General features: G+C 44.7%; 19 protein-coding genes. 13 read left to right on the top strand and 6 right to left on the bottom strand.

Features of this window, described 5'->3' with window-relative positions; all coding sequences use genetic code 11:
• The 8 genes from P8P30_03380 (at position 1) to P8P30_03345 (ending at position 6,750) form a co-directional block, all read left to right on the top strand.
• The gene (locus P8P30_03380) at positions 1-399 is read left to right on the top strand and encodes a hypothetical protein (protein ID MDG1286589.1); all 399 of its coding nucleotides are present in this window, start codon (positions 1-3) and stop codon (positions 397-399) included.
• An 11-nt stretch (positions 400-410) separates the two neighbouring features.
• Positions 411-1,445 (top strand): aspartate-semialdehyde dehydrogenase, encoded by a 1,035-nt coding sequence (locus P8P30_03375; protein ID MDG1286588.1) that lies wholly within the window; start codon positions 411-413, stop codon positions 1,443-1,445.
• A 219-nt stretch (positions 1,446-1,664) separates the two neighbouring features.
• Entirely contained in the window at positions 1,665-2,063 is a 399-nt protein-coding gene (gene sdhC / locus P8P30_03370; GenBank protein ID MDG1286587.1) for a succinate dehydrogenase, cytochrome b556 subunit, read from the top strand.
• On the top strand, positions 2,060-2,458 hold the full coding sequence (gene sdhD / locus P8P30_03365; GenBank protein MDG1286586.1) for a succinate dehydrogenase, hydrophobic membrane anchor protein: 399 nt from the start codon (positions 2,060-2,062) through the stop codon (positions 2,456-2,458). The genes sdhC and sdhD overlap by 4 nt, the downstream gene beginning before the upstream one ends.
• Positions 2,455-4,254: a succinate dehydrogenase flavoprotein subunit gene (gene sdhA, locus P8P30_03360; GenBank protein MDG1286585.1), complete on the top strand. Its 1,800-nt coding sequence runs from the start codon at positions 2,455-2,457 to the stop codon at positions 4,252-4,254. The genes sdhD and sdhA overlap by 4 nt, the downstream gene beginning before the upstream one ends.
• 32 nt (positions 4,255-4,286) lie before the next feature.
• Entirely contained in the window at positions 4,287-5,099 is an 813-nt protein-coding gene (locus P8P30_03355) for a M48 family metallopeptidase (GenBank protein ID MDG1286584.1), read from the top strand.
• Positions 5,096-5,905 (top strand): M48 family metallopeptidase, encoded by an 810-nt coding sequence (locus P8P30_03350; GenBank protein ID MDG1286583.1) that lies wholly within the window; start codon positions 5,096-5,098, stop codon positions 5,903-5,905. Before P8P30_03355 ends, P8P30_03350 begins: the two co-directional genes overlap by 4 nt.
• 44 nt (positions 5,906-5,949) lie before the next feature.
• On the top strand, positions 5,950-6,750 hold the full coding sequence (locus tag P8P30_03345; protein ID MDG1286582.1) for a succinate dehydrogenase iron-sulfur subunit: 801 nt from the start codon (positions 5,950-5,952) through the stop codon (positions 6,748-6,750).
• Here the strand turns inward: P8P30_03345 and P8P30_03340 are convergent.
• Together P8P30_03340 and P8P30_03335 are read right to left on the bottom strand one after the other, a co-directional pair.
• The gene (locus tag P8P30_03340) at positions 6,747-7,364 is read right to left on the bottom strand and encodes a TRIC cation channel family protein (GenBank protein MDG1286581.1); all 618 of its coding nucleotides are present in this window, start codon (positions 7,362-7,364) and stop codon (positions 6,747-6,749) included. The two genes, P8P30_03345 and P8P30_03340, sit on opposite strands and share 4 nt — an antisense overlap.
• A 69-nt stretch (positions 7,365-7,433) precedes the next feature.
• Positions 7,434-9,719: an AAA family ATPase gene (locus P8P30_03335; protein ID MDG1286580.1), complete on the bottom strand. Its 2,286-nt coding sequence runs from the start codon at positions 9,717-9,719 to the stop codon at positions 7,434-7,436.
• A 160-nt stretch (positions 9,720-9,879) separates the two neighbouring features.
• On the opposite strand from P8P30_03335, the gene P8P30_03330 reads away from it, so the two are divergent.
• From P8P30_03330 to P8P30_03315, 4 genes are all read left to right on the top strand, one after another.
• Positions 9,880-10,152 carry a hypothetical protein gene (locus P8P30_03330; GenBank protein MDG1286579.1) on the top strand — a complete coding sequence of 91 codons (273 nt, stop codon included), beginning with the start codon at positions 9,880-9,882 and terminating at the stop codon, positions 10,150-10,152.
• Between the two features lie 192 nt (positions 10,153-10,344).
• Positions 10,345-10,593: a hypothetical protein gene (locus tag P8P30_03325; GenBank protein ID MDG1286578.1), complete on the top strand. Its 249-nt coding sequence runs from the start codon at positions 10,345-10,347 to the stop codon at positions 10,591-10,593.
• 106 nt (positions 10,594-10,699) lie between these two features.
• Entirely contained in the window at positions 10,700-11,851 is a 1,152-nt protein-coding gene (locus tag P8P30_03320) for a site-specific integrase (protein MDG1286577.1), read from the top strand.
• 109 nt (positions 11,852-11,960) lie between these two features.
• The gene (locus P8P30_03315; protein ID MDG1286576.1) at positions 11,961-13,739 is read left to right on the top strand and encodes a hypothetical protein; all 1,779 of its coding nucleotides are present in this window, start codon (positions 11,961-11,963) and stop codon (positions 13,737-13,739) included.
• 18 nt (positions 13,740-13,757) lie between these two features.
• On the opposite strand, the gene P8P30_03310 is transcribed toward P8P30_03315, so the two are convergent.
• Positions 13,758-13,964: a hypothetical protein gene (locus P8P30_03310; GenBank protein ID MDG1286575.1), complete on the bottom strand. Its 207-nt coding sequence runs from the start codon at positions 13,962-13,964 to the stop codon at positions 13,758-13,760.
• Positions 13,965-14,430: 466 nt separating this feature from the next.
• Between P8P30_03310 and P8P30_03305 the strand changes: the two genes are divergently transcribed.
• Complete coding sequence (locus tag P8P30_03305) at positions 14,431-15,282, top strand: hypothetical protein (GenBank protein ID MDG1286574.1); 852 nt, start codon at positions 14,431-14,433, stop codon at positions 15,280-15,282.
• Positions 15,283-15,906: 624 nt separating this feature from the next.
• On the opposite strand, the gene P8P30_03300 is transcribed toward P8P30_03305, so the two are convergent.
• The 3 genes from P8P30_03300 to P8P30_03290 form a co-directional block, all read right to left on the bottom strand.
• Entirely contained in the window at positions 15,907-17,115 is a 1,209-nt protein-coding gene (locus P8P30_03300; protein MDG1286573.1) for a Y-family DNA polymerase, read from the bottom strand.
• A 31-nt stretch (positions 17,116-17,146) separates the two neighbouring features.
• The gene (gene umuD / locus P8P30_03295) at positions 17,147-17,761 is read right to left on the bottom strand and encodes a translesion error-prone DNA polymerase V autoproteolytic subunit (GenBank protein ID MDG1286572.1); all 615 of its coding nucleotides are present in this window, start codon (positions 17,759-17,761) and stop codon (positions 17,147-17,149) included.
• Positions 17,762-18,712: 951 nt separating this feature from the next.
• On the bottom strand, positions 18,713-19,222 hold the full coding sequence (locus P8P30_03290) for a GNAT family N-acetyltransferase (protein MDG1286571.1): 510 nt from the start codon (positions 19,220-19,222) through the stop codon (positions 18,713-18,715).
• Positions 19,223-19,224: the final 2 nt, after the last annotated feature.

The raw sequence follows: 19,224 nt of genomic DNA, 5'->3' as shown, positions 1-19,224 counted from the left end.
ATGAAGGTTTTTCTTATCGCCATACTCGCTCTCTTTGCCTTTGGAGTGAATGCGCAGGAACGCCCCGCCCTACAGCAGCAGCTAATTCAGCAGCTCCAAGGCATGGATGCAGGCGACCTCAATAAGCAAATCGACCAGATGAAAAATTGCGCAACAATTGATCATACGAAATTGTCTGAACTTGAGCAAAAGGGCCAAAAGCTTCATCAACAGATTGCCCAACTTTGTGAGGCAGGGAAACGCGACAAAGCCCAAGCCCTCATGCGCAGCGAAGGAAAACGCTACATGAACGCCCCTATCATCCGCAAAGTCAAAAGCTGTTCACGCGCCGTTGCGGCCCAACTTAAAGCTGCCAATGCACTCGCATTGGACGACACCATCCACATTTGTGACCAATAGAAGAGAGAATTATGTCTTATAAAATTGCCGTCGTCGGCGCCACCGGTAACGTTGGCCGCGAAATCCTCAAAACGCTTGCCGAGCGCAACTTCCCGGCGAAGGAAGTGGTGGCGCTCGCTTCCTCTGCTTCTAAAGGAAAAGAAGTCAGCTACGGCGAGACTCAAATTCTCAAAGTGCAATCTCTTACAGATTATGATTTCTCTGATACAGATATCGCGCTTTTCTCTCCAGGCGGAAAAATCTCGGCTGAGCACGCCCCTCGCGCGGCAGCAGCGGGCTGTGTCGTGATCGATAACACCTCCCACTTCCGTATGGACGAAGATGTTCCACTTATCATACCTGAAGTAAATTCAACGGCGCTTAAAGGTTTCAGCAAACGTAATATCATTGCGAATCCGAATTGCTCGACCATTCAAATGCTGGTCGCCCTAAAGCCGTTGCATGATGTCGCGAAAATCAAACGTATCGTGGTCAGCACGTACCAATCGGTTTCCGGCGCAGGTAAAGGCGCGATGGACGAGCTCTACACACAAACCAAGAAAATCTATGTGCATGAGCAGCAAGATCCGGTGAATTTCACCAAGCGTATTGCCTTCAACACGATTCCTCATATCGATAGCTTCATGGATGATGGCTATACGAAAGAAGAGTGGAAAATGATTGTCGAAACCAAGAAAATCCTCGATCCAGATATTGAAGTTTCAGCGACGTGTGTGCGTGTGCCCGTATTTGTAGGTCACGGCGAATCTATCAATGTCGAATTTGAAAAACCCATCAGCGCTAAGGAAGCGCACGATATCCTATCCGAAGCCGATGGCATAATGCTGGTCGATCGCATGCAAGATGGCGGCTACGCAACGCAGCTTGATTGTGTTGGCGAAGATGCCGTATTTGTTTCCCGCCTGCGCGAAGATAAGAGCGTTAAGCACGGCCTCGCCCTGTGGGTCGTATCCGATAACCTCCGCAAAGGCGCAGCCCTCAACGCCGTGCAAATTGCCGAAGAACTCATCTTTAAATATCAATTGCAGCCACAAGCCGCTGCCTAATTCAGATGATTTTCACCCCGTCGCATGACGGGGTCCAGGGACAAATGGAGAGCCATAAAATTGCTTCTGGATGCCGTCATGCGACGGCATGACATTACTTATGGGCATTCCATTTTCCATGACATCTCAACATCACCACTCGCGAAAGTTGAAGTTACATTCGTTTATCCTAAAAACCTGACTTGTAACTTTGTTTGCCTTAGCTATGCTGCGCGGACAATGACAAAAACAACATCATCTCGCCCGCTTTCGCCGCATTTGCAGATTTACAAACCGCAAATGACTTCGATCCTTTCGATTTTTCACCGTATGACTGGCTTTGCGCTTAGTCTTGGTCTGTTGCCGCTTACCTGCTGGCTCTACCATGCGGCTTACAACCCCGCTGGATTGGATGGCTTTTACGACATGGCTGGTAGCGTTATCGGTATGTTATTCCTATTTGGCTGGAGCGTGGCATTTTATTACCACCTCGCTAACGGCATCCGCCATCTCATTTGGGATGCAGGCATGATGCTCGAAATTGAAGATGCTCAACGTGGCGGGTTCCTCGTACTGGGTGTGACCCTCGGCCTCACCGCTGCGACATGGATTTATGTCCTTATGGGAGGCACAGTATGAGCAACCTACGTTCTGATATCAAAAAAGCTCGCGGCTTAGGCTCGGCAAAGTCTGGCACTTCGCATTTTATTGCCGAACGCGCGACGGCACTGGCACTCATTCCCCTAGGCCTTTGGTTTGTGGTCAGCCTTATTTGCCTGGCGATGGGGCATGATAGTACGGCACTCAATATTTGGCTTAAATCGCCCTTTAACGCGGCTTTCTTAGCGCTCTTCATCATCTTTGGCTTCTGGCACTCTAAGCTGGGCATCCAAGTCGTGATTGAAGATTACGTGCATAAAGCTTTCTCACGCAACAGTTTGCTCATCCTTAGCAAAGCGCTGCATATTTTGTTTGGCCTGATCTGTTTGATGGCCGTAATTCAACTCCATTTCTTTAACGAAGTTCCGGTATGACCCTTCCCCAATCTTACGAAATTATTGATCACGATTTTGACGTTGTTGTCGTTGGCGCCGGTGGCGCTGGCTTACGTGCAACATTTGGCATGGCCAATGCGGGCCTCTCAACGGCATGTATCAGTAAAGTATTCCCCACGCGTAGCCACACGGTAGCGGCGCAAGGCGGAATATCCGCAGCGCTCGGCAATATGAGCAAAGATGATTGGCGCTGGCACTTTTACGATACGATCAAAGGCTCTGACTGGCTCGGCGACCAAGACGCGATCGAATATATGTGCAAAAACGCCATGGATTCTGTGATTGAGCTGGAACATTACGGCGTGCCCTTCTCGCGTACGGCTGAAGGTAAAATCTATCAACGTCCCTTCGGCGGAATGACGACGGAGTATGGCGAAGGCCCAGCAGCCGTTCGTACCTGCGCCGCAGCTGACCGCACCGGTCACGCAATCTTACACACGCTCTACCAACAAGCGCTTAAAAACCAAGCGCAGTTCTTCATCGAATATTTCGCGGTGGATTTATTGATGGATGATGATGGCTCATGCCGTGGCGTGATGGCGTGGAACCTTGATGACGGAACGCTGCATCGCTTTAACGCACAAATGGTCGTACTTGCAACCGGCGGCTATGGCCGCGCATGGTTCTCTTGCACGTCAGCTCACACTTGCACCGGTGACGGTGGCGGTATGGTGCTTCGCGCAGGAATGCCGCTACAAGATATGGAATTCGTTCAGTTCCACCCGACCGGAGTTTACGGCGCAGGTTGCCTGATTACCGAGGGTGCGCGTGGCGAAGGTGGCTACCTCACCAACTCCGAGGGCGAACGCTTTATGGAACGCTACGCCCCGTCTGCCAAAGATTTGGCAAGTCGTGATGTTGTCAGCCGTTCGATGACGATGGAAATTCAAGAAGGCCGCGGTGTCGGCCCGAAGAAAGATCACATCAACTTGCATCTAAACCACTTAGCACCTGAAGTGCTAGCAGCGCGTCTGCCGGGTATTTCGGAAACAGCCAAAGTATTCGCCGGTGTCGATGTGAACAAAGATCCAATCCCTGTTATCCCAACCGTGCATTACAATATGGGCGGTATTCCAACCAACATGCATGGCGAAGTTGTCACGAAGCAAAAAGGAAATGCCGAAGCGGTTGTTCCGGGCTTGATGGCGATTGGTGAGGCTGGATGTATCTCGGTTCATGGTGCGAACCGCCTTGGTTCAAACTCGCTACTTGATCTCGTTGTATTTGGTCGCGCAGCCGCAATACGTGCGAAAGAAATTATCAAACCCGGTGCTAAATTACCACCCGCACCCGCGCATGCGACGGATTATGTCCTGCAACGTTTTGATAAAATCCGTCATGCGGATGGCAAGCTTCGCACAGCAGAGATTCGCGATAGCATGCAACAAACCATGCAAAAACACGCCGCCGTCTTCCGTACCGAAGACACGATGGCCGAAGGTTCTCACAAGATTGCTGAAATCTGGCAGAGTTTTGATGACATCAATGTGTCTGATAAGAGCATGATTTGGAATTCTGATCTTGTCGAGGCGCTGGAGCTAGATAACCTACTCTCTCAAGCCGTGGTGACGATGGATTCTGCGCTTAACCGTAAAGAGAGCCGTGGCGCGCACGCTCGCGATGATTACCAAGATCGTGACGATGAGAATTGGCATAAGCACACATTGACTTGGCTTGATGGCAAAGGAAACGTGAAGATCGATTTCCGCCCTGTACATATGAACACCCTAACCGATGAAGTAGAGGTCGTTCCGCCGAAGAAACGGGTTTACTAATGCCTCGCTTTTCTCTCAGCATAGTCTTTCTAATGCTTGTCACTGCCTGTGCGCAGCCACGAACACTATTGCCTGAAATTAGCACTGCCGATATCGAAGCTGAAAAAGCCTATCAAGAAAAGTATCTCTACGAGAATGACTTTTCACATATTTACGACCGCCTGCCGACGAAGACGAAACTCGATCAACGTCTCTCTCGTATCGCTAAACGCGTGGGCCCTGCAGCAATCAAACTCTGCAACACATTGCGGAAACAAGAGACAATTGAGAAAGACCAGCGCTGCCTTTTTCACGTCGAACTTGGCGCCAGCAAAGATGATTCCATCAACGCTTATGCAGATGGCCATAAACTCGTCATCAGCCGTCGCTTAATGCAACTTGTCAAACGCGATGATCAGCTCGGCTTCATCATCGCCCACGAATTCGCGCATAGCATCATGGGGCATTTGGATGATCAGGAAACGAACATCATGGGTGGTACGATTTTGGGCTCCATTCTCGATGCCGCTACAGCAGGTGCAGGGATTAACACCAGCGGCGGCTTCGGACAAATCGGCGCTGAAATGAGCCTGCTCTCCTTCTCAGCAAATTATGAAAATGAGGCCGATTATGTTGGCCTCTATATCCTCAACCGCGCGGGCTATAAAATTGGCCAGGCCGGTGAAGTTTGGCGCTTGATGTCAGCCGTCAACCCTGATGCTATTTATACCGAAACCACCCACCCTACCTCGCCAGAACGCTTCGTGATGATGAAGAAAACAGTCGACGAAATTGAACAAAGGCGTAAAAGAGGGGAAGCGCTGCTCCCACGCATGAAAAATGATAAAGGCTCCGATAACTCATGAAACATTTAACCACACTCGCACTTGCGCTCTTACTGACCGCCTGTGCTTCCGCCACCTCCCAAACGCCCACCATCTCAAAAGCTGAGCTGGCGCGTGAACAAGCGGCGCAAAAACGCATTATCGATGCGGAAACACGCAACCCAACGCAGACCGCTACGAAAGCAACTGCAGCGATGCAAGCACGCCTAAAGCGCGTAGCTAAGCCGATCTTCAATGCCGGTAGCACCGTCTGCAGAGAGCTCGGCGCAAAAGCCTGCAACCTTCCCTTCCACTTAGAAGATAAAGAAACAGACGCCGTAAACGCCTATACCGATGGCAAAAAAATCGTGGTAACTCCCGCCATGATGGCCTTCGCTAAAACGGATAACCAACTCGCAACCGTGCTAAGCCACGAATACGCGCATGCGATTATGGCGCATCCAAGCAAAGCCGGGCAAAATGCGACCGTTGGCGGCCTACTCGGCCTTGCCGTCGATACATTGGCAAATTCACAAGGCATGAATACAAGCGGCATGTTTAGTAAACTTGGCGCACAAAGCGCGGTGATGAAATACAGCCAAGGCTTCGAGAAAGAAGCCGATTATATCGGTATGTATATCCTTAAACGTTCCGGTTTCAATATTGACCAAGCCGCTAATTTATGGCGCCGTATGGCTACATTAAACCCAAAAGGGATTTATGTTGGCAGCTCTCATCCAACGACTGCAGAGCGTTATCTATTACTCGGCAAGACCGCATCTGAGATAAAAACGAAACAAAAAAATGGTCAGACCCTTTTGCCTGATTTTAAACCTGAAGAAGGCTAAGATTTTAGTATAAAATTAACGCAACCCCCTCTAAAGTACCCCTTATGGCTGAATTTACACTCCCCACAAACTCCCGCCCCGTTGAAGGTGAATATTTTGAAGCGTCTCGCGAGGCGAAAAGAATCAAATTATTCCATATTTACCGCTGGAATCCTGATGATGTGGATGAAGATGGCGAACCGCTAAACCCACGAATCGACACGTACGAAGTCGATCTCGATGTATGTGGTCCCATGATTCTAGATGCCTTGATCTATATTAAAGATAAAGTGGACAGCACCCTAACCTTCCGCCGTTCTTGCCGTGAAGGTATCTGTGGTTCGTGTGCGATGAATATTGGCGGTACGAATACGCTCGCCTGCACAAAAGGCATTGATGAAATCGATGGCGATATCAAAGTCTATCCGCTGCCGCATATGCCTGTGGTGAAAGATCTGGTACCAGATCTCAAACATGTTTACGCGCAATATGAAAGCATCGAGCCGTGGATCAAAACACAAAGCCCTACCCCATCCGGCTCTGAGCGCCTACAATCTCCTGAAGACCGTGAAGCGTTAGATGGCATGTACGAATGTATCCTCTGCTTCTGCTGCTCAACCTCTTGCCCAAGCTACTGGTGGAATTCAGACCGTTACCTCGGCCCTGCAATCCTGCTTCAAGCTTATCGTTGGATCGCTGATAGCCGTGATGAGTTCACAGGCGAACGCCTCGATGATTTGGAAGATCCCTTCCGGCTCTATCGCTGTCATACGATCATGAACTGCACCAAGGCTTGCCCTAAAGGATTAAACCCGGCAAAGGCGATCACTGAAATCAAAAAGCTACTGGTAGAGCGTCAGATTTAATTGCCTGATATTCGCGGTAATTTCCATTTAAAGACATAGGCACAAAGGCGAAGCGCCAACGCTCCAGCAAGCAACGCGGCTAGTGTCAGGTTATTGGCTACGTTAAAATAATGTAGAAAATACACGCCTAGCCCCGCCAGGATGGCGACACTGCCATAGAAATCACTACTGAATAACGCGGGCACTTCATTCACCAAAACGTCACGGATAATGCCGCCGCCCGCTGCCGTGATGAAGGCAAGCACTACGACGCCAAACGCATTAAGCTCAGCTTCAACGCCCACCAATGCACCCGTCATACTAAAGGCGACCAGCCCCAGTGCATCACTCAACACAAATAAGCGGCTTTTCTCAATCTTCGCAGAACGTCCAAGCTTAAACACGAGCGCCACGATGAACACCACAACTACAATGAAGAATCCAGATAGATCGGTCAGAAGCTTGGGTGTTTGATTGACCAGCACATCACGAATCACCCCACCCCCATTGGCCGTCAGCATGGCGAGAATAAACACTCCCATCCAATCCATCTTTTTAGAAGCACCAATTAAAAAGCCACTTAAGGCAAACGCAACCGTGCCAATAAACGAGGCAATCACAAAAATATCCAACATATCCGATATAACGCCTACTTTATTTCTCCTAATTGGCCGACTCCCAATTTATGCCTCAAAAGACAATAACTAGCCATGTGATTCGTAATTATCATAAGACCCGTAACCATAACCGTATCGGTTTGCCAATGAGAGATCTGCTTGGGTGAGTAATGTTCCTACCGTCTTTTCGTATACTTCTGGCGCACGCATTAATGCACCATGTACCGTATGATAGTGGACTTTCCCCCAACGCGCGAGAAAGATGAAATGATCAACTACATGTGAAATTGCGCGTGCATCGACAGTGTTGACAACGGGTGGAAGGTCAATCAACACATAATCAAACTCTTGTTTCAAAAGAGTAATCAGGTTTTGCATTCTATTAGAGGAAATCATATCTAGATTGGTAACGCTGGTGCTAGCACCTTTTGCCGGAACAAAGAAAAGCTGCTTTGTGCTTGTTTTATGGAATATTGAGGTAATGTCCTGATCGCTCTTAACTCTCTCCCCCCTATCCATTTGTGAAGCCATTTCGTAAAAGCCAATTTCGGCAGTGGGAAACAGCATGTTTGTAAGAGTAGGTCGCCTAAAATCGCAATCAATCAACGCGACTTTTGCACCTGAGTTTGCGAGATGCTTAGCAAGAAAACAGGACGTGAATGATTTTCCATCCCCTGGATTAGCGGAGACAAATGAGATGACACTTCCACTTTTCTCCGGAGCAAAACTTTTAATAGCCAATTGCACCTTTCTCATAACTTCTGTTGTGACACTGGTTTGTTGTTCTATTATTTGCGTCAGTTCATCAAAAGCGGTTGAGTTAAACGACGGGCGCCCTTGCTGGAGTTCATCTCTGCAATCAGCGAGCGTTATTGCCCTCCCCTTTTCCTTCTCATTCAGATCAAGTTTTGGCAACAGGCCAAAACAAGTCCGATGCGTTGCTTGCTCAAGCTCTTCCACCCTCCAGATAAATTTGTTTAAATATTCTTTAGCAAACGCCAAACTGATTCCCATTAGTAATCCAATAGCAGCAGCAAAAAACATGATGACTGGTATTTTGGGCCAACTTGCTTTGCGTGGAATTTTTGCATAATTAATGACACGTCCTGGAGCAAAGGGAGCAGACTGAAGCTCGGTTTTTTCATTTAGATTATTGAGTAGTTTAGTATACAGATTTTTGATCGATTCGGCGCGTAACTGCAGTTGCCTTAACTCAATGTGATTTTCTTGATTAACGAGAGAGCTACTCGTCAACATATCCAATTCTTTCTGTAGCACTTGCTGTTTTGATAACCCAATTTCATGTTTGTTCTTATACCCTTTCGCGACACGCTTATATTCCTCGATCATGAACTTTCGCACATCACTCATCTGCCGTATCAAACTTTTATAGGGTTTGTAATCCCCTCCTCCACTGCGCTTAATATTAGCTGCGCTCTGCGAGAGGGAGACATACTTGTTGCGTAAGTCATTAATCACAGTGTTTTTTACCAAATCGCTGGTTATCGTATCAGTATCGCCTACTTCAATAACCTTCATTAAAGTTTCATAACGCGCTTTAGCATGCGCAGCTTCAATGCGCACATCAGATAAATTCTTATTTAACTCTAAGAGCTGCTGGCTAGATACAGAATCACTCCAGTGTGCCTCTACAATATTTCTTTGTGTTTTATAGTTGTCTATTTCCTTTTCGACCGCACTCAATTCATTTCGTGTTTTCTCTGCCCACTCGTCGAGCCATGTATGAGTTCGTCTGGATGTTTCAAATTGAATAGCCATCTCATTTTCTAAATATGTATCTGCAACAAGATTTGCACGTGCAGTAGACATTTCAGGATGTTGCGACGTATAACTAACCTTCAAGATATAAGTTTTCCCTTCACGTGATACATTCAAACCGCCACGGAATTCATCAAGCGTATTTTGTATACGCATGTTTTCTTCGGTTACTTTTTTATCTGAAACATCACCTGATACTGCACCCTTATATTTGATTCGATTTTCTTCTTCTTCTGGGTTGCTCTTAAAAAGACCGATGCGCTCAACGGCTTTCTCGATTAGCCGATCTGATTGCATTATCTCAATCTGACTATCCAAAATAAGGTTTTCCTTAAAGCTCATCACTTCTTTCAGCATGTCTGGAACGACCATTTTTTGGCGTGGATCAATAAGAATCGAGACCGTGGCTTCATACTTCAAAGGAGTGACAACAACATAAAAAGCGCCAATCACTAAGGTGATAGCAACACATATTGCAATCAGTTTTTGATTACGGTGCAGAGTAGCAATGACATCTCTTATGTCTATTGGGCTATCAGAATCAGATTCCAATTTTCTCTCTTTATTTTCAAACTGATAAATAACTTCTGCCATTTTCGCTGTTGTCCTAACATTTCACTTAAAATAACTTTAATTATTATGGAGTGAAAGCTACTCTCTAGTATGCTGAAGTTCAATCAGAAAGCGGTTTTTTCGTAATTATAATAAGTTAACTAACTAAAACACTCAGGGGGGGGACATAGACCGACCTTATGTGGCAAATCGTCTGTTGGTGGCCATTAGTAGCAGCATCAATTGCGCGATTGAGCAAGAATGGATTCCATCCAAAGATAACCCATGTAGACCGATAAAAAAGTATCCTGAGAAATCACGAGAGCGCTTTTTAAATCAGGAAGAGATTGATCGTCTCTTTGCTTTACTGGATGAATGCGATCAAAATCGAACGGAAATGCTAAGCGTGACAAACCTCATCCGCTTGCTTTTATTCACGGGCTGCCGCCTATCAGAAATACTCACACTAAAATAGAGTTTTATTGATTGGGATAACCATTGCTTCAAATTTCCCGATAGTAAAACGGGCGCAAAAACAGGCACGCATCTTGTATCACCTCAGAAATCATGGGAAGAGATTAAGAAGCCTAAGAAAGAGGAGCCCGAGAAGGAAAAACCTAGCTCGGAATTCTTAAATGTAAAGCAAGTTCTCTTCGGAGAAATTGGCTTGGGAAGTGCCGCTTACGCTGTTGCTGGCGGCGAAAGGAAAACAGCCGAAAAGAAACAACAAGCTGAATCTCAAGGTAAAGAATTCAAGCCCAAAAAACGCTGGTTTGCACGTATCGTTGCAGCAGTGGCAGCAGTGTTAACTATCGACGCAGTCGTGCGTGGCGATCAATCCATCCTTGGAAAGCATACGGCAAAATATATCGGCAGTTTAGGCAATGGTATTGGTGGCTTTGGCCGCAACGTTTAATTTATTTTCACACGCCTCTTAAAAGAAGAAGAAATCTGCCACACCCAATTCAGACACACTTACCCCAGCTAAAATAACCCCACCACTATCACCCACCGACAGAAAGGTGCCGTTAGGGACTTTACCGCCAAAAGGAAAACGTAAGACATATCACGATACGAGATTAGAAAATTTGAACCTTGTTGTAACATCGACAGGAACAAAAACATTCTACATTCGAAAGAAAATTGAAGGAGAATCCAAGCGCTATCGCCTTGGCAACTATCCCGACCTATCGGTTGAGAACGCGCGTAATATGGCACTCGATATTAAAAACACAATCGCCCAAGGTGATGACCCTTTTGCAGAACGTAATAAGAAGAAGCTAGAACTTACATTAGATGAACTTTTCGAAATTTATTTAGAGCGTCATGCAATTCCACATAAGAAGCCATATTCTGTAAAGGGTGATGTGCAATGTTATACGAATCATATCACTAAGACCCTCGGCAAAAAAAGGCTCTCGGCTATAAATGTGAGTGATATTACGCAGATTCACACGACTGTTGGTAAAACAAAAATTTATATGGCGAATCGTATTTTAGCGTTGCTTAAAACAGTCTTTAACAAAGCCATTCATTGGAGCTTGTTAGAGGGTATTAATCCTGCTGTTCGTGTAAAACAATTTAAAGAAAAATCACGCGACAGGTTTTTACTGCAAGATGAGATTCCTCGTTTCTTCAAAGCACTCGAAGAAGAAGGTAATCTTGATGTACGAGATTACGTTTATTTGAGCCTCTACACAGGTGCGAGGCGTCAGAATGTACTATCATTGCGTTGGGCTGATTTGGATTTAGTACGAGGGGTCTGGCGCATCGAAGAATCTAAAAACGGCGAAGTGCTTCGTATCCCTCTCATTGATGAAGCATTAAGCATTTTGTACGAACGTGAGAAGAGCCGCCAAACGGCTTCGCCATATGTATTTTCAGCCAATAGTAAAACTGGCCACTTACACGACCCAAAGAAGGGTTGGAGTCGTATTTTGGAGCGCGCAGGTATAGAGAATTTAAGATTGCATGATTTACGCCGAACTTTAGGTAGTTATCAGGCAATCAACGGAACAAGCCTACATATTATAGGGCAATCGCTAGGTCATAAAAGCCTTGTAGCCACTCAAATATATTCACGCCTAACGGTTGAGCCAGTTCGGAAATCAATGAGCGAAGCAGTACAATCGATTCATAATCTTTGCGGTACAGCTGACAAATACACCTCCTAGAATAGGCACCACTGAGAAACCCTCCCAAAGAACCTTTTCTGTCATCAAACGGTAACCTACAGCTGCTACTATTATTACATTGGCGAAAAATCTGAGGTTAATAAGGGTGATGGAAAGACTCTCCCCCCTGCCCTCTGAAACAAAGAAAGCGAAGTCTATGAGTTTTGGGGATCGATTTAAGAAGAAACCTAAAGAGATGGTGAAGCCTACGGTGGATAAGCCAGAGGAACCTAAAGTTGAAAACTCCAAACCTGCAACGAATGAACTTCGCGGTATAGATAAGATTGACGCCTATCTAACCGAACATTACGAAAATTATAAAGCTGGAAGCTTAACCAGAAATAGAATTAAAAACCTACTCCCCAAAGATTTTGTTTTGCAAACTGAACTATTGGGCGACACCTCATCAAAAACTGACCATCCTCCAATTAAAAGGCCACTTGAAAACTATCTCAAAGATTTAAACAAGGAGCTCGACTTTACAGACTCTTATCCCAATAAAGATGGACATTATGAAGCCGTCAAAGAGTATGATATGTTTTTCATAGAAGGTGAAAAATCTTACCTAAAAGACGCCCACCTGCTTTTACATTTATTGGATAGACAAGCCGCCTCCAAGCCAGAAATGGGTCAATATTATTTAGACGTACGAAACCAGGTTGCAGAAGGGCTCGATAAAGAATTTGACCTAGCAACTAAACTTGACCCAAAATTAAAAGATGCATCTCAAAGTAACAGAAACTGGCCAGTACAAAGCCATTTACGTGACCTCTATTTAACCCTTTATACACATACAGATGGCAAAAAACTAGATTATATAGGGTCAATGGGTGGTAAGAGTACCGCCAGTGACCTTTTTAGTGTGGGATTTTCGCTTAATCACTCTGCTGATTATTACAGTCAACATTTAGAATCTGATGAAGAAAAGCGAGAGCTTTATCAAAAATATAAACCCCTTTATGAGGCTGATCACAATAATATTAAAGTAACTCTTAATGAATTATTTAAATCAGCAAATATAGATGAATTTGGATTTGCCTCCATCTATTGGAGAGACCTAAGGGATAAGTTGGACTCCAAACGGCTTGATGAAGATGGAAATATATTACCCCTTGAAGAAACGCTTATACCAGCACTTCACTATCTGGTCGATATTGACCTCAAACATAATACCGAGCAAAAGGAAGAGTTACGCGCGCATATCGATGCGTTCAAGCCGAAAATTAAGGATTTAGAACTTATCGATCTAAACCAACTAAAAGCACAAATAGATGACCCTTCGCTTGTGATTGAGAAGCCCAAAAAATCGCAGGCGGAGCAGCCAACGCCCTCAGAAGCAAACTTAGATATTCCGCCCTCCTCAGAAGAATATAACGACGCGCTCTGGGACGATAGTGTCACTAAAAATGATGCCAAGATTGAAGAAATTAAGGCAGACTTTAAGGCAGCGACAACTCCCCTAGCACAAACTTCGCCCGATCTTGCTGAAGCAGCCAGCGGGAATGACGAAGCTACGGAACCTCCTAAAGCTACAGAACCCCCTAAAGCTACGGAGCCCCCGAAGAAGCCTAAGAAAGAAAAAGATACCTCTAATTCAGGCTTTTTAAATGTAAAACAAGTGCTCTTCGGAGCGATTGGTCTGGGAAGCGCTACCTACGCTGTTGCTGGTGGTGAAAAGGAAACAGCCGAAAAGAAACAACAAGCTGAATCTCAAGGCAAAGAATTCAAGCCTAAAAAACGATGGTTTGCACGTATCGTCGCAACAGTTGCAGCATTATTAACCGTTGATGCTGTTGTGCGAGGTGACAGCTCTATTATCGGCAAACATACGGCAAAATACATTGGCAGCCTAGGCAACGGCATTGGTGGCTTTGACCGTGGCGCCTAACTTATCTTCACACACATCCTAAAAGAAGAAGAAATCCCCCACCCCCAATTCAGCTACACTCACCCCAGCGAGCACAATTCCACTATCATCACCCAACAACAGAAACGTGCCGTTAGCATCCGATACAGCAGCACCTATGAGGTTTGAGAAATCTTGGCCTTGAATGCTCAACGTATCACCTTGCTGGAAGTCAGTGATGGTGTGATAGCCTGTGGTGCTGTTCATAAATACGAAAATATCATTGCCAGTACCACCAGTAATGTAGCCATAGTCATGGCTCCTCCGATACCTAACGCAGCAATACACAAAGAAATAGAGCGATATTTAGGAACTGCAACTTTGGTAGAAAGATCAAATAGGTGATGTAACAAGTGGTCGTTTAGAGTTTCCGCAGATTGAGAATGAAATGAGGTTCGCAACTCGTTCATCTCTTTGTATGCAGCTATACTCCCCCAAAATATATACCCTTTAGATTGAGTGCTTCGCAATCGAGGACGGATAGCCAACAATGACATTATTATTGAAATACTCAGAAAGAAAGTAGCAACAATTCCCAACCACGAAAAACTAGACCATTGCGTATACGGTAAGTGCATAATTTCTATATGAGTTTTTGCGGTATACAAAGCTCCCAGCAATGCTGCTGAAGCTGTACCTGTAAAAGCTGCCTTGGTATCACCATTACCTTATCTTGAGGCGACAAAGCCCTGTTGATTCAATCACCTCTAACAATCTATCAACAATTTATGACAGCCTCGACGCAAATGGCGAGCAAGTTGCATTACTCTATGGTGCTCACAATAAGAAAGATAGCTCATATGTAAGCGCTAATTTAGCTAAAGCCTATGCTGACGCTGGCTTCATAGAAAAAGCAAAAAAATGTTTGGAACATTTAACTAAGGAGCAACAACGAGAAACCATAGTAATTGGAGCTTATGAAAAAATTGAGTCAGTGGAAAAGAATAACGAAGCAGTTAATGAAAAACTTGCAGAGGCTATTTCTCTTCAACGGAATTTAATGAATGAAGCTCTTGCATCAGCAGCATCTTTACCACAAGACCTTGCCAGCAGTGACTTTTCAGGGTCTTGGGGAATTGGTGGAGAAACATCTTCTCTTGTCATTCCTAACAAAGATATTTTAGAAATAACACTCCACACATCTAATCAAGACTTCAAAAAAGCGAAATACTCAACAGAATCTACTTATCAGGATGGTATATTAGAAATACAGGCTAGCTTGGACATGAATAGCCTAACTCAATCAGGTGAAGTTTCGACCAGAGGACTAGGTCTACTTAGTAGCCCATTACTTTTTTCAACCAATCGGCCACCTGACCATGTAAACTTCCTGCTCTTTATGAACAAAAATGGAATGCTCAAAGGGCTTAGATGGACTGTAGATACAAATAAAAGTGATATTCAGAATATGCTTAATGCTGAAACAGTATATTTAACTAAAACGTCCGCCTCAAATGGCAGAAAAAAAGCAAGTCAATCACTGTCGGATAAAATAACTGTTATGGAGTCTAAAAACGATGACTAAGCATTCACCTAACGCTTTTGAGATATAGTATTAACTATAAAAATAGTTCGTACAACCGAGGCGGGTTCACTCTCACTTAAAGTTCATCACAAGTCATGTTGTGATCATCAAAATATGAGCATGTTTTGGACTTTTGCACCCATGCAAAGTCTATCCTGTCTAGACATAAAATTCATGATTTTCTCAAATACGTATGGGCAGGAAGTTTCAGTCACTTCTAAGAAGTGACGGTGTGCCATCAAGGGCAAGATGTATTGATATGTCTATAATTAAAACACGTTAAAAGCAAGAGCCAAGCGCGCCTGAGAGACTGTATGGATGTCGCTTATGGGTAGGCAGTTTCAGACGCGGGAAGCTTCAAAACATAAGCGATTGATGGATTTACCGCGCATGGGTGGGCTGCTTCGGACGCGCTTGGAAACTTAGGTTAGCATTCTCCGACGTATCAGCCCCCTAAAGCAGGTTGTTAAATCGTACTTCAGCCTTCTCACAAGTTATGTTGTGAGAATCAGAATATGAACATGTTTTGGACTTTTGCGCCTACGCAAAGTCTATCCTGTCTAGCAATTAATTACTCCATTTTCCATTAAACGTAGACCTAGGTGTGAAGACTTACTATATCAGTTAGCTCACACTCGGAACATCAGCCCAGCGGGTCGTATAAGCAGGAGTCATTCTATCGCGCTTCATATCCCATGTTTTCTTAATCCCTTCACTTGCAAAGTGAAGGGTACGCTTCCCATATTCACCGTTTAGCTTATCTAGCGCGGTCATTAGCGACTGTGATTTACTATCATCTGGGCGCTCGAAGATATTCCCCTGCACTTCGCTAGCATAGCAAATATCCATGATTGAAACCCCTGCTTTTGCGTAGCGAACATTTGGTCGATATATCTGCTCGATACATAATCGCGCGGCAGCAATCATGCGGCGCGTATCTGCGGTTGGAACTGGGAAACGCACGACTGCATCCTTGGCAAAATATCGCTCATTCGGATTATGTCGGCCAGAGCGTATCGAAACCCGCATCACTCCACAGGCCGAACCTTGCTTACGAAGTTTTTCAGCGGCGCGAGTGGCGTGAAAAGAAACTGACTCAATAAGCGATTCCTTATCTGTCACACGCTGACTAAAAGAGCGTGATGCCATAATTTCTTGCTTTGGTTCGGGTGCTTCAAATTCTAAACAGGGTATGCCGCGCAGCTCAAAAATAAGTCGTTCCATCACCACGCTATAACGCTTCCGCATTTCTTTGGCATCAGCATCACGTAAATCCAACGCTGAGTAAATTCCATGTGCATTTAGCCTTTCTGCTAAACGGCGGCCAATGCCCCACACGTCGCCTACTTCAAACTCGGCTAGTATTTCTTCAATGTTATCTGCGCTGCCGAGGTTAAACACTCTACCTGACAAGGTGGATTTCTTACAGATTCGATTAGCTAGCTTCGCCAAAACTTTGGTGGGAGCAATTCCCATTGAAACAGGAATGCCTGTGCTTTTATAGGTGGCATTTACAATCTCACGGCCATAAGCGTCGAGCGTGGCAGTATCAAACCCCGTTAAATCGAGCCAAGCCTCGTCTATAGAGTAGATTTCGAGGTCTGGGGTGTATCGGCCTAGCATATTCATTACACGCGCTGACATATCACCGTAGAGCGTATAATTACTAGAGACGACAATCGCTCCAATCTGCTCAAGCTGTTCTTTGAATTTGAAGTAAGGCGCACCCATTGGAATGCCAGCGGCTTTTAACTCGTTTGAACGCGCAATAATGCAGCCGTCATTGTTTGAAAGAACCGCAATGGGCTTATCTTCCCAATCTGGCCTAAACACACGCTCACATGATGCGTAGAAGTTATTACAATCAACTAGGGCGATTCGTCTCGGAGCGACGTAACTTGCGTGTGACATTGGAAACAACCCCCCATATCGTTAGCTCCATATCACCACTGAAGGTGATAACTGGAAAATTAGGATTTTCAGGATGTAGGGAAATTTCTCCGCCGCGCTTATACAATCGCTTTACGGTTAACTCGTTATTGACGACAGCAACCACTACATCATTATGCTTCGCCTCTAAGCTTTTATCGACCACTAGCAAGTCTCCATCGAAAATTCCTGCGCCTGTCATACTTTCACCGACAACCCAGCAATAGAAAACTGCAGGATTATCTGCATCAACATATTCATTCAAATCTAGGTGCAACTCTACATAGTCATCGGCAGGTGATGGGAAACCAGCAGGAACGCGCGAACTAAAAAGCGGCCTAGAAACAGCAGTTCTAGCAATAGCGGGAGTAACTAACTCGATATTGCTAGGTTGAGGTTTATTCATCTCAATCACATGTTCTAAGATTTTATCGACTGTCGGTTTTGCTGATTCAGGGATTCGCATTCGTAATGTGGGCTCGCCAAACTTATTAGAACCAGCTTTCCGCCCTGCTCCTTTACGTTTTCCACCATGTATTTTTTTTGACATGATTCTATCTACTTTGAATTACGGCCAACAATCAAGTTACAAAGATATAAATCTAAATTATCTAGCTTTGCAGGCTCTATAATTAGGGCTAGAAAAGAGCTACTCCTCTCATTCACAAGTTATGTTGTGAGGCTTAAAACATTAAGGTGTTTCGGACTTTTGCCAATGTGCAAAGTCTATCCTGTCTAGACATATACACCATATTTTCTCAAGTGCGTATGGGTAGGCAGTTTCAGACGCGGTAAGCTTCAAAACATAAGCGATTGATGAATTTACCGCATATGGGTGGGCTGTTTCGGACGCGCTTTGCTCATGATTACCTCTAAAAGCCGCGTATCGGTAGGCAGTTTCGGACGCGGGAAGCTATAATAAACCTATCAAACATAAACGCGCATGGGTAGGCAGTTTCAGACGCGGTAAATATAGAAATGATATCTTTCAATTATTTTGCCGCGCATCAATAGGCTGTTTCAGACGCAGGAAGCTCTAAACAATGTCACTATAGCCGCGCATAGGTAGGCAGTTCCGGGCGCACTTAACATACGACTGAGACGGCCTAACTCACACTTAAATCTTCATCACAAGTCATGTTGTGGTCATCAAAATATGAATATGTTTTGGACTTTTGCGACCACACAAAGTCTATCCTGTCTAGACATACAGCTCATGTTTTTTTCAAGTACGTATGGGCAGAAAGTTTCAGTCACTTCTAAGAAGTGACTGTGTGCCATCAAGGGCAAGGTGTATTGAAATTACTATAATTAAAACACGTTAAAAGCAAGAGCCAAGCTCGCCTGAGAGACTATATGGATGTCGCGCAAGAGTGGGAAGTTTCAGACGCATTTTGCTCATGATTACATCGAAAAACCCGCGCATCGCTAGGCAGTTTCGGACGCGCTTAATATAAAAGATAGAATTTTCAGCTGCTTATACTTCCAGCAACTTTTCAAGTTAAGAAAACTGATTAATAAGCATTACTCGTTCACATACAATACCGCCTAATTCTGCTTGATATCGATTAAATTCAACAAAATCATTTTTTTGAAGAATACTTTGAATAGGTAGATTTTCTACTCTGCACCTCACGATAAGACTTGTATGCTTTTGCTGGCGTAACATTCTGCAATAACGTTGAACCATCTTTGTAGCATATCCCCTACCTTGCTCGGCAGGTGAAATAGCAATAAGAGAAATGTAAAATGAATCAACATCCTCGACCGTAATTTCATTAGAAATAAAGCTATCCAAGAAAAGACTTCCACAGCAGACGCCTATTATTTCTTCTACTTCATTCTTCAAAACTGCAAATATTGACTTCTCAGACAAACGTTCCTGAAAATACTGATAAGCACTTTCTTTGGTCCAATTTTCACCTTTGTCGGGTGCTTTAAAACATTCACGATACAAATCAGAGATTGCTAACAAATCAACTTCGTTTGGCTCAATAATCTCAAAATTCATAC

The sequence above is a fragment of the Rickettsiales bacterium genome (assembly GCA_029252805.1).
Lineage (GTDB): Bacteria > Pseudomonadota > Alphaproteobacteria > Rickettsiales > JALZUV01 > JALZUV01.
This window is presented reverse-complemented; position numbering and strand designations above follow the sequence as displayed.